Origin of the sequence: Bifidobacterium sp. FKU (genome assembly GCF_026016385.1) — a bacterium.
In the GTDB taxonomy this organism is placed as follows: Bacteria; Actinomycetota; Actinomycetes; order Actinomycetales; family Bifidobacteriaceae; genus Bifidobacterium; species Bifidobacterium infantis.
Genome location: NZ_CP092888.1, coordinates 1377784 through 1393252, shown reverse-complemented (window position 1 = coordinate 1393252; position 15469 = coordinate 1377784). Strand labels below are relative to the sequence as shown.

The 15469-nt window shown below is 57.7% G+C and carries 17 protein-coding genes; 10 read left to right on the top strand and 7 right to left on the bottom strand.

Going from position 1 to position 15469, the window contains the following annotated elements; all coding sequences use genetic code 11:
* The first annotated feature begins 22 nt into the window (after nt 1-22).
* The 10 genes from rpe (at nt 23) to MMB48_RS06255 (ending at nt 6425) form a co-directional block, all read left to right on the top strand.
* Nucleotides 23-691, top strand: coding sequence for a ribulose-phosphate 3-epimerase (gene rpe / locus MMB48_RS06300; protein ID WP_032744042.1), 669 nt, complete (start codon nt 23-25; stop codon nt 689-691).
* Between the two features lie 62 nt (nt 692-753).
* Nucleotides 754-1017, top strand: a complete 264-nt coding sequence (locus MMB48_RS06295) for a phosphoribosyl-ATP diphosphatase (RefSeq protein WP_007054261.1) — start codon at nt 754-756, stop codon at nt 1015-1017.
* Nucleotides 1018-1028: 11 nt separating this feature from the next.
* Nucleotides 1029-1880 (top strand): ATP phosphoribosyltransferase, encoded by an 852-nt coding sequence (gene hisG / locus MMB48_RS06290; protein ID WP_032744043.1) that lies wholly within the window; start codon nt 1029-1031, stop codon nt 1878-1880.
* 13 nt (nt 1881-1893) lie between these two features.
* Nucleotides 1894-2511 (top strand): CDP-alcohol phosphatidyltransferase family protein, encoded by a 618-nt coding sequence (locus tag MMB48_RS06285; protein ID WP_007054263.1) that lies wholly within the window; start codon nt 1894-1896, stop codon nt 2509-2511.
* Nucleotides 2501-3478, top strand: a complete 978-nt coding sequence (locus MMB48_RS06280; RefSeq protein WP_032744045.1) for a DUF881 domain-containing protein — start codon at nt 2501-2503, stop codon at nt 3476-3478. Before MMB48_RS06285 ends, MMB48_RS06280 begins: the two co-directional genes overlap by 11 nt.
* The gene (locus tag MMB48_RS06275) at nt 3478-3810 is read left to right on the top strand and encodes a small basic family protein (protein ID WP_032744046.1); all 333 of its coding nucleotides are present in this window, start codon (nt 3478-3480) and stop codon (nt 3808-3810) included. The genes MMB48_RS06280 and MMB48_RS06275 overlap by 1 nt, the downstream gene beginning before the upstream one ends.
* A 15-nt stretch (nt 3811-3825) precedes the next feature.
* Nucleotides 3826-4647 carry a DUF881 domain-containing protein gene (locus MMB48_RS06270; protein ID WP_032744048.1) on the top strand — a complete coding sequence of 274 codons (822 nt, stop codon included), beginning with the start codon at nt 3826-3828 and terminating at the stop codon, nt 4645-4647.
* A gap of 6 nt (nt 4648-4653) precedes the next feature.
* Complete coding sequence (locus MMB48_RS06265) at nt 4654-5097, top strand: FHA domain-containing protein (RefSeq protein ID WP_007052292.1); 444 nt, start codon at nt 4654-4656, stop codon at nt 5095-5097.
* Nucleotides 5098-5197: 100 nt separating this feature from the next.
* Nucleotides 5198-5830, top strand: coding sequence for a MerR family transcriptional regulator (locus MMB48_RS06260; protein WP_013140756.1), 633 nt, complete (start codon nt 5198-5200; stop codon nt 5828-5830).
* A gap of 130 nt (nt 5831-5960) precedes the next feature.
* On the top strand, nt 5961-6425 hold the full coding sequence (locus tag MMB48_RS06255; protein ID WP_032744050.1) for a hypothetical protein: 465 nt from the start codon (nt 5961-5963) through the stop codon (nt 6423-6425).
* A 156-nt stretch (nt 6426-6581) separates the two neighbouring features.
* On the opposite strand, the gene MMB48_RS06250 is transcribed toward MMB48_RS06255, so the two are convergent.
* From MMB48_RS06250 to MMB48_RS06220, 7 genes are all read right to left on the bottom strand, one after another.
* The gene (locus MMB48_RS06250; RefSeq protein ID WP_230581226.1) at nt 6582-7703 is read right to left on the bottom strand and encodes an ABC transporter permease; all 1122 of its coding nucleotides are present in this window, start codon (nt 7701-7703) and stop codon (nt 6582-6584) included.
* Nucleotides 7704-7774: 71 nt separating this feature from the next.
* On the bottom strand, nt 7775-8443 hold the full coding sequence (locus MMB48_RS06245) for an ABC transporter ATP-binding protein (protein ID WP_050496241.1): 669 nt from the start codon (nt 8441-8443) through the stop codon (nt 7775-7777).
* An 855-nt stretch (nt 8444-9298) separates the two neighbouring features.
* Nucleotides 9299-10018 (bottom strand): HAD hydrolase-like protein, encoded by a 720-nt coding sequence (locus tag MMB48_RS06240; protein WP_032744055.1) that lies wholly within the window; start codon nt 10016-10018, stop codon nt 9299-9301.
* A 131-nt stretch (nt 10019-10149) separates the two neighbouring features.
* Entirely contained in the window at nt 10150-10497 is a 348-nt protein-coding gene (locus tag MMB48_RS06235) for an RNA polymerase-binding protein RbpA (RefSeq protein WP_007052872.1), read from the bottom strand.
* Between the two features lie 113 nt (nt 10498-10610).
* A complete protein-coding gene (locus MMB48_RS06230) occupies nt 10611-13202 on the bottom strand; it encodes a DEAD/DEAH box helicase (RefSeq protein ID WP_032744056.1) in 2592 nt (863 codons plus the stop codon).
* Nucleotides 13203-13214: 12 nt separating this feature from the next.
* Entirely contained in the window at nt 13215-13532 is a 318-nt protein-coding gene (locus MMB48_RS06225; protein ID WP_032744058.1) for a hypothetical protein, read from the bottom strand.
* Between the two features lie 10 nt (nt 13533-13542).
* Nucleotides 13543-15456: a helix-turn-helix transcriptional regulator gene (locus MMB48_RS06220; protein ID WP_032744060.1), complete on the bottom strand. Its 1914-nt coding sequence runs from the start codon at nt 15454-15456 to the stop codon at nt 13543-13545.
* Nucleotides 15457-15469 lie beyond the last annotated feature (13 nt).

The following is a 15469-nucleotide window of genomic DNA, read 5'->3' as shown; positions in this document are numbered from 1 at the left end:
TGCACAGATAAGGTAGGAAACCATGAGCAATATCGCAATCGCACCCAGCATCCTGTCCGCTGACTTCTGCAACCTCGAACGTGATCTCAAGGCCATCGCCAACGCCGACCTGGTCCACGTCGATGTCATGGACCATCATTTCGTGCCGAACCTGACCCTGGGCGAGCCGATCGTCGGCCGCATCTGCCAGGTCACCGACCTGCCGGTCGACGTGCACCTCATGATCGAGGACCCAGACCGTTGGGCTCCCGAATACGCCAAGCTCGGTGCCGCCTCCGTCTCCTTCCACATGGGTGCCACCCACGCCCCCGTGCGTCTGGCCCGACAGCTGCGCGACATGGGTTGCAAGGCCTGCTTCGCTGTGCGCCCGGCCGAACCGGTCGAGCCGCTCTTCGATATCCTCGACGAGTTCGACATGGTGCTCGTCATGACCGTGGAGCCCGGCTTCGGCGGCCAGAAGTTCCTCGACAACCAGATGGCCAAGGTTCGCCGCCTGCGCGATGAGATCACCCGCCGTGGCTTGAAGACCCGCATCCAAGTCGATGGCGGTGTGAGCCCCAAGACCGCGCACATCGTGGCCGAGGCCGGCGCGGACGTGCTGGTCGCCGGCTCCGCCGTGTACGGTGCCGAGAATCCCGCCCAGGCCATTGACGACATCCGCGCCGAGGCCGAGGCCGCGTTCAAGGCCTGAGCTCCAAGCCTGAACCGCAATCCACCTTTCATCCATAACCACAAGAGAAGAATCTGAATCACATGAAGACGTTTGAATCCCTGTTCGCCGAACTGTCCGAGAAGGCCCAGACCCGCCCCGAAGGCTCCCTGACCGTCGACGAGCTCGACAAGGGCACCCACTTCATCGGCAAGAAGATCATCGAAGAGGCCGGCGAGACCTGGATGGCCGCCGAATACGAGGGCGCGGACCGCACCGCCGAGGAGATGAGCCAGCTGCTCTATCATGTTCAGGTCATGATGATCAAGCACGGCCTGACGCTCGAAGACGTCTACAAGCACCTGTGAGAGGAACGCATATGCTGAGAATCGCAGTGCCCAACAAGGGCATGCTTTCCGAGCCCGCGTGGAACATGCTGTCCGAGGCCGGCTACCGTCTGCGCACCAACCCTCGCCAGCTGGTCGTGCAAGATCCCGACAATGGCATCGAGTTGTTCTACCTGCGTCCGCTCGATATCGCCGTATACGTGGGCCGCGGCGCCATCGACGTCGGCATCACCGGCCAGGATCTACTCAAGAACTCCGGTACCGCCGCGCTCGAGCACATGCCGCTCGGCTTTGGTGCCTCGACCTTCCGTTTCGCCGCACCGAACGAATCCCCGATCACCACCCTGGAGGATGTTCAGGGCAAGCGCGTGGCCACCACATTCGATAAGCTCGTACACGACTATCTGGTCGAGCACGGCATCCAGGCCGAAACCATCCATCTGGACGGTGCGGTCGAATCCTCCGTGCAGCTGGGCGTGGCCGACCTCATCGCCGACGTGGTCTCCACCGGTACCACCCTGCGCAACGCCGGCCTGCGCGTGTTTGCCGAACCGCTCATGCACTCCGAAGCTTGCCTGATTCGTTCGCCGCGTCTGAACGAGCAGGACCCACGTCTGGCCGTGCTGACCCGCCGTCTGCAAGGCGTGCTCACTGCGCATCAGTATGTGCTGATGGACTATGACATTCCGATCAGCAAGGTCGCCGCCGCCGTGGCCGTGACCCCTGGCTTTGAAAGCCCGACGATCTCCCCGCTGCACGACAAACAGTGGAACGCCGTGCGAGTCATGGTTCCCAAGGCCAAGGTCAACCAGCTGATGGATGATTTGTACGAAGTCGGCGCACGCGGCATCATCGTTACCGCTCTGCAAGCCTCCCGCATGTAGACTGTTAGTCGATATGACCAACCAGAAAGTCAACGCCAGATACAGTCCGGAAGCACGTGACATCTATTTCACTGTGCCCAATTTGATCAGCGCGCTGCGAATCATTTCGATTCCTTTCATCAGCGTGCTGATCTCCAAGCACGAGATGATTGCGGCGCTAGCCCTGATCGCCATTTCCTCGGCTTCAGACGGACTCGACGGCATCATCGCGCGCAGATTCAACCAAGTGAGCAAGATCGGTCAGATTCTTGATCCGATCGCCGACCGACTGCTCATTTTCTGCTCGATTCTGGCTCTCAGCGTCGCCGGCATCATCCCATGGTGGATGTTGATTATCGTGGGACTGAGGGATCTGTGGATGGCGATTCAGGTGCTATGGCTTGCCCAGTACGGTTATGGTCCGCTGCCCGTGCATTTCGTGGGCAAGGCCGGTACCGCACTGCTGATGATTTCCATCGTCGGTCTGATTTTCGCCGATTTGGGCACCAGTACGTTTTTCCACTTGCTCTACATCGCCGCGCTGGCCGCCGGCATCTGGGGCATCGCCATGTATTGGCTCGCCGGATATATCTATACCAAGCAGGGCGTCGGATTGCTACGCAAGGAACTGGGGGAGAAGTATGGCGCTTGAGGCCACGGCCCCGGTCTCATTCCCCGTACCCAAGGAGACTGAGCCGGTACGACGCCGCGCCGTGTTCTCCCACTCAGTCCGAGGCGCGGAATCACATCATGCGCTTTCCCCGGATGACGCCGCCGCCATCCGCGCCAGACGTCGCCGTAAAACCAACGACGATTCGCTTCAGCTCATCGATGATCTTGTCAATCGTCCGATGGATCCGATGTTCTCCGACTCACGACTGGTCCATGAGCATCGTTCGACCTTCTCCATCTGGTTTAATCGCATCGTCGTATTCATCATCTGCGTCGGCGTTGGCTTTGCCTGCAGCCTATTCGTGCAACAGTTGCAATCCGATCCGCGTAAGCAGGTACGGCAGACTTTGGCCACGCAATTGGAGAATCGCAACTCGCAAATAGACGAACTCACCACGGACGTCAATAATTTGCGATCCCAAGTTGACGAACAGTCCAAGAAAATCTCCGGCAGCGTGAAAAGCGATACGCTTATCCAAGACGAAATGGTCAATGGTGCCACGGTGGTCGAAGGCGAAGGAATCACCATGACGCTGGCCGATCCAATCGCGGCAAGCCAGTCGGATCAATCCTCCTCGACGAGAGTCGGCACCTCCACGAACATCCGAGTCATCACCGATCTGGATCTGCAGCAACTGGTCTCCCAGATGTTCCAAAACGGAGCCGAAGCCATTGCCATCAACGGTAATAGGCTCGGCGCGCAAACCTCGATACGCAAGGCCGGCGGGCATATTCTCATCGGCATGACCGCGATACAAAGCCCCTATACCATTGAAGCCATAGGCGATAAGAGCGTCTTGGCCGAAGCGATGGGGAAGAAGAAACTTGCAAGTCTTTACGATTCCTTCAAGGAAGCCGGTATCTACCCGCAGGTGAGCAAATCCAATTCGATTACACTTGAGGCAGCAGTCACTGGCGAAGTGAAGTACGCGGAAAGGAATGAATAATGGCAGCCGTTCTGGGACTGATCATCGGCGTCGTCATCGGCGTGTTCGTCAAGCCGGACATTCCGATCATCGTGCAGCCTTATCTGCCGATTATGGTGGTCGCTGCTCTTGACGCCCTGCTGGGTGCCGCGCGAGCCTATTTCGAGCGCAGCTTCTCCGACCGCGTGTTTGTGATCTCCTTCTTCGCCAACGTGGTGACGGCAACACTGCTCGTGTTCCTCGGCAACCAGCTCGGCGTCGGTTCGCAGCTGCAGACAGCCGTCATCGTCGTACTCGGCATCCGCATCTTCTCCAACGTGTCCGCGATCAGACGCTTCATCTTCCGAGGCTGACAAGGGTACTGACGTATGGCACGTAAAGCACAATCAGACAACATGCTGGAGAAAATGCGCAACCAGCATGTACAAGACAAGGTCAACGACCGGATGGAAACCGGGTCGTTTCCCACGGTGCGTAAGAAGCCCCGGAAGGATCTCAACCGTGCCAGCAACAAATCACGGTTACTATCCTCGATTCTCATCGCTCTGATGTGCGCGTTGTTGGGTTTCGCCTACATGAGCCAGATCAATAACACTAAATCCACGTACGAAACGATGGACGAGAGTGAACTGGTAAGGCTGCTGAACGAGTCGAATACGCAAATCTCCAATCTCGTGCAGCGTAAAACCCAGTTGAACAGCCAGCTCAACTCGCTGAAATCGGCGGCTAACGAGCAGGAGCAGGCGCGTAAGATCGCCAAGCAAAACGAGGAGACCAGCGGCTTGATTTCCGGCAGACTCCCGGCAAAGGGTCAAGGCGTGACCATCCGAATCGGACGAGGCTTGACGACTAAAGTGGACGCCTCAATCATGTTCAACCTTATCGAGGAACTTCGCAATGCCGGTGCCGAGGTAATCGCCATCAATAACGTGCGCGTCATCACCTCCACCTACATTCAGGACGCCGAGGAAGGTTTGATTGTGGATGGCACCACCATCAAGCCCACATACACGGTGAAGGCCATTGGCAACCCGCAGGAGCTGTCCAACGCAGTCGATATCGCCGGCGGTGTGGGCGCTCAGCTCCAGGTGAAATACGGGTCCAACGTCAACGTACAGCCTTCTGACAGCATCATTATCGACGAAGTACGCGAAGCTACGCAAAACCAGTATGCAAAGACGGTAGAATAGGGGATTATGACCAACCCGATTCCTAGCGCAGGCGAAACCACCATTATCGGCCTGCCCGCGATTAATGTACTGCCCATTACCACCACCGGCGATCGACCGCTGACTCAAGAGGATCTGGACACCATCACCAGATTGTCCGAGGGAACGGCATTGCTGATTTCCGCCAGGGGAGCGGTCTCAGGTTCTCGTTACTTGCTTGACGAGGATGAAATCACCGTCGGCCGTGATCCGCGAGCTGATATTCTGCTCGACGACTCCACCGTATCCCGTCAGCATGCCGTGTTCCGCAGGGTCAACGGTCAGTTCTTTGTGGTTGACGCAGGAAGTCTGAACGGCACCTACGTGAACCGTCAGCGTGTTGATCAGGCGACGCTGAAGAACGGCGACGAAATCATGATCGGTAAATTCCGCCTCGTGTTCTTCACGAAATCTGCCATTATTTCCCAATAGCCCACACCTAGCATGGGGTTAGACTGATTGCAGAAATTGCAATCATGTGATTACACCAGTGTGAGTCATATGCGAGACACGCATGAGTTAGGGGAGTGCCATGGGACAGACCGGGCTGCATCTTCATGTTTCGCTTGAGGACCGTCAGAATCTGAACGCTGACGCGATTCAGGGGGAGTTGTTCTCCAACGTCGATACTGAGGAGATCAAGCGTGGCTACCGTGGCACTGTGGCCTCCAAGGTGGCCGGCATCACGTACCGACAGCTCGATTATTGGGCACGCAAGCAGATTGTTGAGCCGTCCATCACGCCGTCTCATGGCTCCGGTTCACGCCGACTGTACTCGTTTAAGGATGTGGTGATTCTCGCTGTATCCAAGAAGCTGCTTGATGCCGGTGTGAATCTGCAGAACGTGACGGCGGCCATCGGATTCTTGACTCAACGCAGCACCGATCAGCTGGCCAATGTGACCATCATGTGCGATGGTCAAAACGTGCACGAATGCACTACCAGCGAACAGATGCTCGAACTGTTGCAAAGCGGTAAGGCAGTGTTCGCCGTGTCGGTGGGTTCGTTGTGGCACCAGATTGAGACGGCCTTGGAACAGGAAGAATATATTGATCTTGAGGCTAAGCCGCTGACGATTGCCACGGGCCGTCCGATTGATGAACTGACTGCCATGAGGATGCGCAAGAAGCTCGAGGCACAGCGCTTGCAACGCGCAACCGCCTGATACATGTATGGTTGTTGGCGACTTGCCGGCTTTGGTCGGCAGGTCGCTTTGTTGTATGTGTTGCTTTTGTTGCCTGCCATCTTATGTTTTTATATGTTGCGGTGATTATTATGACTGATTGGAGGACCGGGTGAACGGGATTGTTGTCGGATTGTTGCCGGGCGTTCTGTGGATGGTCGCCGTCATCTTTGCTGTGTCCATCATCACTATAACGGTCAGCCGAGGCCATCTGTTCACGCCGAAACGCCGGCGACCGCCGGTCGATCCGGTCGACTGGTCGATGGTGAAAACGCATTTCATGTCGTTTGCGGCGGCGCTGATTCCGTTTCCCGTATTGACGTTCACCGCAGATCTGATGGATGCTCGCATGCTCGCGTTCTACGACCACGCGCAATTGCCCGGAGCAATCATCATATTCGTGCTGGTGCTGCTGGAACTCATCGCCATGTATCTGCAGGCACGCAACGCTTCGGAATCCGCGATGGACGGCTGCCTGGGTGTCGCCGCCCGCCGGGATGATGACGATGCCGGAATCGTGCCCGATAGAGCGAGGAGCGGGAATGAGGGAGACATGGACAAACAGGGCGAAGACTGATTGGATGGCTGATGCGGGGGAGGGACATGCAACCGTCGACCGGGTTGGGTGGAGGGAGACCCTGACATATATCGGTATCGTCATTTAACTTTGCCTCATAGTATTGGAATTAATCAGACAAGCTCACCATCACCGCCATAAAAGCCGGGTACTGAACTACCCGCGCATCAGCGCATCCGGCTGGGTGTGTGCAATCCTCACGCTCAGGGGAAGGGCCCCGATGACTGCACCAGCGACGGTGATGGCGAGCATTTCAAGCGCCAGTACCGGATCGAAAACCACCGAATCCAGATTCGAGAGATTCAACAGATCGCCGGAATCAACGGAATGCGCCAGCAGCAAACTGAAACCCGCCCCCAAGATGATGCCCGCGATGCCCGCTGCGACGACAAGTTGGACGACTTGGACGAGTGCAAGGGCGCTCAGTTGCCCGGCCGTGTATCCAAGGCATCGGAGCAGCGCCAACGAACGTTTGCGCTGCTTCATCCATATCACGCTCAGAAATAAGCCGAACACCAGGGAGCACACAAGCACAATGGGGAACATGAACCTGCCTATGCTCATAAGTGCGGCAAGAATGCCCGTGACATCCTGCTGCCCCGCGGCACCGGCCACTCCGAATCCCATGGCGGCGAGTTTCTTCTGGACCAAGGGGACATTATCGCCCGAATCGACTTGAACGTATGCGAATGTGTATGATTCCTGGACATTCCCGTCGAACAGGGCATCCATTGTGTTTTCGGAGACATAGGACGGATTCTCGCCATCCTTGTCGGGTACGGAGTTGTCGTAGATTCCCACCACCTTGAGTGGAATGGTTCTATACGATCCTTGATATTTACCGTTGATATGCGTGTACCCGAACATGACGGTCTTGCCGTACAGATGCCTGAGGCTGCCTCCGGGAACGGAATCGGGTAGGAGAATCTCGTCGTCCTGCAGGGAGACGGGCCTGTCTCCCTTGATCATTTTCGGAAGCCTCGGTTCGAAATACGTGGTGGCCCACAGCGATCCGGGGCTGACCGTTGGAGATGGCCAGTCGCCTTCGTCGGCCAAATCCAGATCGTGCTGCATCCATGGAACCACGGAAACGACATGTCCCAGTCCTGATACTTCGGAAAGTGATTCCCCGTCCAAGACGCGTGCGTCCGGACGAATCGTGCTGAGCTCGATGACGGATACGTTGGAGTGTTTCTCGACATTGCTTGCATGGGACCGAACCGCACTGACCACAAAACCCTGAAGGCAATAGCATACGGCGACAACGATCGCCAGCATGACAACCAACGCCCGCGATGTTCTGAACGTATGCGTTCGCTCAAACCACGCGAGTCGTAGAACCTTTCTCATCAGCTCATAACCACCTTCCCGGCCTCAAGACGCAGCGATTGGGACTCCAACCCATCCAGACGAGGATCGTGGCTGGCCAGCAAAATCGTCACACCCCTTTCCCTCAGCATGCGAATGGCCGATGCCACCTCATCGGCGGCCGCGTCATCGAGCGATGCCGTGGGCTCATCCAGCAAAAGCAGCCGAGGCCTGTTAATCAGCGCACGGCATATTCCGGCACGTTGAAGTTCGCCGCCGGAAATCCTGCCCGCCTTCACATTCGCCAGCCGCCGAATTCCAAACCGGGAAAGCAGCTCAAGGCATTCTGCGCTGTTCCCTTTCCCTTGATCCGCAACAAGAAGATTCTGTAACACCGTCAGATGACCAAACAAGTTCGCATCCTGAAAAACGATTCCGATGCAGGCGGCGCGAAGCCGATCGCGGGATTTCTCAGTGGTCGCCTTTTCGCCGCACACATGTACGCCGCCGCGATCCGGCACCGTAAGAAGACCCGCGATTCTGAGAACCGTTGTCTTTCCGGAACCGGAATCGCCTTGAATTCTAAGAACTTCCCCACACTCCAGCGAAAAGGATATCGGTCCGAGAACGAACCGGCGGTTTTTGTCCCTTGCATAACGTTTCGACACGTGGTCGAAGACGAGAACGCTGCTTTCGATGTCCCGCATCATAATGGCGCTGCCCCCGATCTATAGGCGTAATAGGTGAGTGTCAGACTGCACACGCCAGTCCGTGAACCATCTATCGCGATCATTTGAGTCGAGTTCTTGCAACCGAAGAGTTTCTTGATCGCCGGACGGGATATGCAGGAACTTTGCTCGGTGCCAGTCAGAATGGGCCTTTAGTCTCATGGCAAGCGGATTCCGTTCATCCTTAGTACTGAGGGCACGAAAAGAATCAAGGGTCTTGCGCGTTGCCCCGCGTTGCTCCAAAGCTTGGTAATCCGCTTGGTAAAATTGCACCATTGCGACTGCCGCACAGCTCGATATAAGGAGCACGGCAGCAGTCGCAACGGTGACGATCAGTCTACGCTTGGTCCGAGTGAACGCCGCTAAAGATCTGGAACGCTTCATGGCATGCTCCTTTGCTGTACCTTAATAAAATGCGTTCAGCCAATACGAACGATTACGATTTGTCGGAACCACTGGATGGTGTTCACATCATCCGATATTACTACAACACAACAACGCAGCGGCCTCACACCGTCAAATTCAGGGGATGGATACTGCAATTCGTCAGGGTGCATCCCGTGCTGGAAGTTCATCGAACCTGCCTTATAGACACACCGTATTTGTGTTTGCAGATGTCTCGTCAGAGCGCTGATTCCGTGCCTTGATGACAAATATGGTACCGGGAAACACGGAAGCCATAATAGCCGATAATGTACGTTATGTCAGATTGGTTATTGAAAAAACGCTTCGATTGGCAGAGGCTGCTTCACCTAGCGTCACTGAGGGTGATTCTACTCATGTAGTAAGCACCCTCAGTCAGCGTCGTTGGAAGCTCCCGCCGGTGGGAGCAATCAGTCAGTGCATCTCGAAGTATCGGTTCACGGCGTCTTCGAGCTGCTCAGGTTGCTCGATGATTTCGTAGGCACCGTGTTCCTCCATCTCACCAGCCGGAGCGTAGCCCCAGCGGCAGCCAATGGCGTCCAGATTGCAGGCGTGGGCGCCGTCGATGTCGGTGTAGCGGTCGCCGATCATCACGGCCTTGTCCCCCGATGCGGCATCAAACGCGATTTTGTCGAAGCAGTATCGAATCACCTGATCTTTGTCCAGGCGGGAATTGTCTTTGGAGGCACCATAGATGCCGTCCAACAGTTCGGTCAGGTGGAAATGGTCACAGATAGGAATGCACTGGTATTCGGGCTTGCAGCTGGCCAGTGCCAGGTAATAACCGTCGGCATGCAGTTTGAGCAGCTGTTCACGGATGCCTGGGAATACGACGTTCACCAGTCGTCCGGGCACCTTGTTGCCGGGCTCGTTCGGATCGTCGAACACGGCACGGTCTCCGTAGTAGCTGCGGTAGATATCCACGGCCCGATCCAAATCTTCCTCAGGCACATGATTGCGACGCAGAGATTCGATGATCGCCGGTCCAATGAAGCGTCGCAGTTCGGCAGCGTCCGGAACCGGTCGGCCAATATCTTCGAAGGTCTTGATGACGGAGCCGATAATGCCGCCGTCGGACTTGGTAAGCGTGCCGTCGAGATCCAACAGGACCACTTTCATCGGATGCTGTGCCATTGAGATTCCACTCCCCCTTGTTCATGTCGACTGCTTTGAATGGTCGTCAAACAATATGCGACTTGTTCCAACAATGATTATGCCCAGTCGGGATGACTGGGCATAAAGTTCACGTGTTGTTCAGTAGGAGATCACTCATAGTCGGGAATCCAACCGTCGCGGTGCATTTGCAGGCGCTTTTCGAGCAGGGTGGCCAGTTCCTCTTCGCTACGGCGTTCCAGCAGCATGTCCCAGTGGGTGCGGGTGGGTTTGCTGATTTCGTCGCCCTCACGGTCGGCGTCGCCCTCACGGTGGGCCACGGAACCACAACGGCACTCCCACTCGTCCGGGATTTCGGCACCCTCGGCAAACGGCAGGATGGTGCGGTGGCCCTTCGGGCATACATACGCCACATCGTTTCGTGCGGCGAAATCGACGTTGTCGTCGGACTCCAGCGATTTCGCTCCGATGCTCATGCCCCTGAGGCTACGTTCTGCCATATCGGCATCCTCCTTGAAAGATCTTTAACCCTACTAATTTACGCAACCGTTCGGACTTGGCCGCTATTCCAAGCTTCCGACGTCGGCTGACAAACTCCCGTCAAACAGCCCCGTCAGTCCACGCCGGAGTAGGCCACCACGCCACGATTGATCTGGTCGGCCGCTTCGTGGGTGAGGCCTGCCAGCCGCTCTCCCCCGTCGAACGGCAGCGGCTGGGCGACAGCGATCTGCTGCAGCACGTCAGCCAGTCGTTTGGCAGTGCGTACGAAGTCGCCGCCGGTCATGTCGGTGCCGTACAGGCACGATCCCAGCGAACCGCCATCCGCCCATTCATACATGATGTCGAGAATGCCGAAGTCCGGCCGCTGCATCTCGTCCAGACCGTGATCCTCGCACAGGATATCGATGTCTTCACAGATGCCCTTGAGCTTGGACGAAGCGATGGCGATGGGCCCGGAGATGCCGCCCGGGTAGTGCCTCGGTTCACTGTCTCCCCCTCGTCTGGCCTCGTATACCAGCGAAGAGAGCACAGCGGCCAGTCCGTTGGCGTCGAGCTTGTCGAACGTGCCGGCGAGCAGCGCCTCGCACAGTTCCAGGTCATGTTCACTATAGATGCGGCGCAGCAGCGAGCCTTTCTCGGTCAACGTCATGTCGATGCGGCCGGCCACATCGACATGACGTTCGAGGTAACCAAGCCCGGTGAGAATATCGCAGATGCGATCGAACTGACGTGCCACGGACCCGGTACGGGAGTCGTAGCGATCGGTGACGCGCTGCAGTTCGCGGGTCTCGCGGGCCCAGCGGTGGCCCCACTTGAGGTGCTGCTGGAGGTCCGGGCAATTACGGCATGGATGCTCGTGTTCCGCCTTGCGCAAATCGCGAATGCGCTGGTCGAGGTTCTGGAAAGCGCGTGAACGCTCCTGATCGGTCAGGAACACTTCGTGCTTCAGTTTGCGGCGGCCTTCCTTCTCGATATCGCTCAGCTCCATACGCAGGGTCATGAACTGTTTGAAGTCGCCGTGTTCGCATGCGAACGCCTGTTCGTATCCGGCCAGCGCGTTCTTCAGTGTGTTGATCTGCGATTCCAACTGCCAGGCCGATTCGTTGGCCTCCCACTGGGCAAACGACTGGTCCAGGGTAACGCGCGCGGTCTCGTAGTCGCTGGAGTTGAGCAGGTTCACGGCCATGTTGAACGTGGGCCGGAAGCTGGAGTGCAACGGGTAGACACGCTTGGATGACAACGCGGCGGCCGTGGCGGGCACAAAACCGTGATGGTCGACCACGATGGCGTGGCCGATGGTGTCGATGCCGCGCCGACCGGCACGACCGGTGAGCTGCGTGAATTCTCCGGGAGTCAGGCCCACATGACCAGTGCCGTCGAACTTCTCGAGTTTCTCGACCACCACGCAACGGGCCGGCATATTGATGCCCAAGGCCAGCGTTTCCGTGGCGAACACCATCTTGACCAGACCTTCTTCGAACAATCGTTCGACTATCTGGCGGAACAGAGCGATCATGCCGGCGTGGTGCGAAGCGAAGCCTTCTTCCAACGCGAAGCGGAACTTGGAGAACTGCAGGGCTTTCAGGTCTTCCTGAGTGAGTTGCCCCTCCACCATCTCATCCACGATGCGGCGAATCCTGGTCACTTCCTCATCGGTGGTGAGCTTCAGTCCGGCGTTGATGCACTGTTCCACGGCCTGGTCACAACCGTTGCGAGAGAAGATGAAGTAGATTCCGGGCAACATTCTCAGGAAGTTAAGCTCATCCACCACGGCCCAGCGGCGCGGGGTGTGGCGTTCCGCTTTCGGGGCACGGTTCTTGACGCCTTTGCCACCACGTCCTCTGCCGAAGCCCTTGCGCTTATCGGGGCGTTCCTCGCCGCGCCGGCGTGCGGCCTTGCGGTCCAGCTGATCGAGCCGGTTGATGAGTTCGGCGTTGAGCTTGGTGGTCTGCTCGCCGTTGCCGTCGCGGCGATAGAGATCCAGCACCTCGGGCTCGGTGTGTTCGTCCGCCTGCACGATGACGTGCTGTTCCAGCGGCACGGGGCGGTGTTCGCTGATCACCAGCTTGGTGTCGCCGCGCACCGAGGCGATCCAGTTGGAGAAATCCTCCACGTTGGACACGGTGGCGGACAGGCCGACGATCTTGACCGTCTTGGGCAGGTGGATGATGACTTCCTCCCACACGGGCCCGCGGAATCGGTCGGCCAGATAGTGCACTTCGTCAAGGATCACGTAGCGCAGTGCGTTCAGCGTGGTAGAACGCTCGTAGAGCATGTTGCGCAGCACTTCGGTGGTCATGACCACGATGTCCGCCTCGGAATTGATCGAGGTGTCGCCGGTGAGCAGGCCTACCTTGTCCGGGCCGTACACGTCGACCAGATCATGGTATTTCTGATTGCTCAACGCCTTGATCGGTGTGGTGTAGAAGGCTTTGACGTTGCGTTCCTGGGCGAGGTAAATGGCAAAATCCGCCACTACGGTTTTGCCGGCGCCGGTTGGGGCCGCGACCAGTACATTACTGCCGGTTTCGAGCGCATCATTAGCTTCGGTCTGGAAGCCGTCCAGTTCGAAGGGCAGGGATTCGGCGAATCGCGCTGCTGCGGATGCCCGATGGCGTTGGACTTTTTGGAATGATGCGTACCGCTGCGAAGGGCTCAGCGTCTGGGAATCGGCATTGCCCTTATGGTGTTGGTGACGTGCCATTGCTGCTTTCCGTTAGTTGTTGAATCGCTTCCAGCGGGCCCATGCCTGGGTGTGGCGCTCGCGCTTGGCGGCCTTGCGACGAATCACGTCCGCATGGGCTTCGGCATAACGATTCTGTGCCACGCTGAGCGGCTGAGTAAACAGAGGCGGCTCGCTGGTGTCGGCAGAAGTGCCAGACTCCCCCATCGCGGCCACGCGTTCACCGAGTTGGCCACCGATGTCAGACATGTCTTTCAAGGCACGGATTCCATGAAGGGCTGTATAGATGAGTCCGGCAACAATCATGGCCAGCATGAACAGGGCCAGAATCAGCCATATCCACCAAGGCATGAAAGGCTCCTTACTTGTTCTCGCTGATGCTCAGTTCGCGTTCGGCACGTGCCACGATCATGGTGCGCAACGTTTCCGGGGCGACCGCTGTGATATGACGCGCGTGGGCAATGCAGAAGGCCACGAACCAGGAATCGGAGGAAACGGTCAGATGCACCTTTTCACCGGCACCGCATTGTTCGACGGTAGCGCCCGGCAATGTCTTGATGAATGCCAGATCGCGCTGATCGGTGATGAACACCGCGTCGGTACCGTTGTCGAAACTCCACTTGCGCAGTTCGCTCACCGGCATGTTCGGGATGTTGATCTGCTTGGTGGGCTTGATCAATTCCGCCTTTTCGATACGGGCCAATCGCAGCACCTGCCAGATGCGCGGCTTGCCGTTGGCCTTGTCGATGGTCTTGTCTTTGGAGACGTAGGCCTTCTTGTCCTTGGGGGCGGCGGAACCGACATCCGTGTAGACGGCGGCATAATACACGCCTTCGTCGATGAAGATCTTGGCGGGGGCCACCAGCTTGCGACGGGTACTACCGGTACCGTCGGAATACTCCATGTCCAACAACGAATCGGTGTTGATCGCACGCTTGACGATGGAGAAGCTTCGGGGCTCCAGCTCATAGCCGGTCAGGCTCAGCCACGGGGTCTGGCCCGGGCTGACATGGCGGTGCAAACGCTCATACAGGGATTCGGCCTGCCCACGCTGCTTGTCCGGCAGTAACAGCGAATGCGCCAAGTAGCTGACCGAGGCGGTGAGCATGCTGAGGTATTGCGGCGAAATGCCGGCAAGACGTTCAAGGCCCAACGAATTGGTGGCGGAAACAATACCCTCGGCATCCAGCAGCGGCCAGTCGATATCGAAGAACTGGCTGCCAGCCATCTCACCATCGTCGGAAACGGTGGTCAGGGTGTTGATGTCCTTATGAATGATGTTGACGAATTTCTTGAGCTCGTCGTCGTTCTTCGGTTTGCCGATAAAGCGCTCGGCCAGCTCGCTCATCGAGAATTCCTCACCCAGGTGAGCGGAGAGGAACAGCATCAGACGCAGGCGACGATCCACCTCGCTGCCCGTTTGGAAAGCGGATCCGTTCTTCTTGTTCTGGGCCTTGATCGACTCGGGATCACCCGGCTCACGAACATCGCGACTAATCGATGGGGAAACCACCGAGGCGCTTACAGGGCTGGCGGATTCGTCGGCCAGAGTGAATCGGCTGGCGGCGTGCAGGCGGCGATGATAGGCGTCCACAGCCTCCTGCGGGCTGACAATCGTGGCACCCGGATGCTCCAGCACAAACATGGCCAAATCGTCGGAATCGGTGTAGGCCACGTTCAGGTGTTCACCGTCCACATCAACGGTGGCGGCAAAGCGACGTGAATCAATGACCTTGACCAACGAATCGGGAATGTGCTGCGTACCCAAGCCGGGTGCGATGGAATCCAGCCCGAGACCGGGAATCGGGGTCTGCGGCACACGCGGCGTGGTACGTGACGCCTGCTGCGCGTGCTGGGACTGCTCCTGCTCGGAGGAGATGGACATCGAACGAGCCAGATAGTTGGCGGCGGCAAGCACCGGCATATCTTCCGGCTCGAACATCAGACGGATGCGCGGTTCGTCGCCCAACTGCAGACGGTAGGACGCGAAGTCCTGGCCTTCCGACTTGGACGAATACTCAGGCTGCCGTGATTCGATGGCGATGCCCATAGCGGCGAGTTTGGCGCGATCACGCTGGAACTGCTTGGCGAACGCGGCCTTGGCGGCCTGATCTGCCAGCTCTCCATACGAGTCGGCGTAAGCTTTGACGCGCTGCGCAATTTGGCGGGATGTGAGCCATTGCGGGAACGCGGATGACAACACAGCCAGTACGTCCAGCTCGTGCTTGCCCCATTTGTCGGAAAAACGCCGACGTCCGCTTGTGCCCTCTGCCATTAGTCCTCACGTA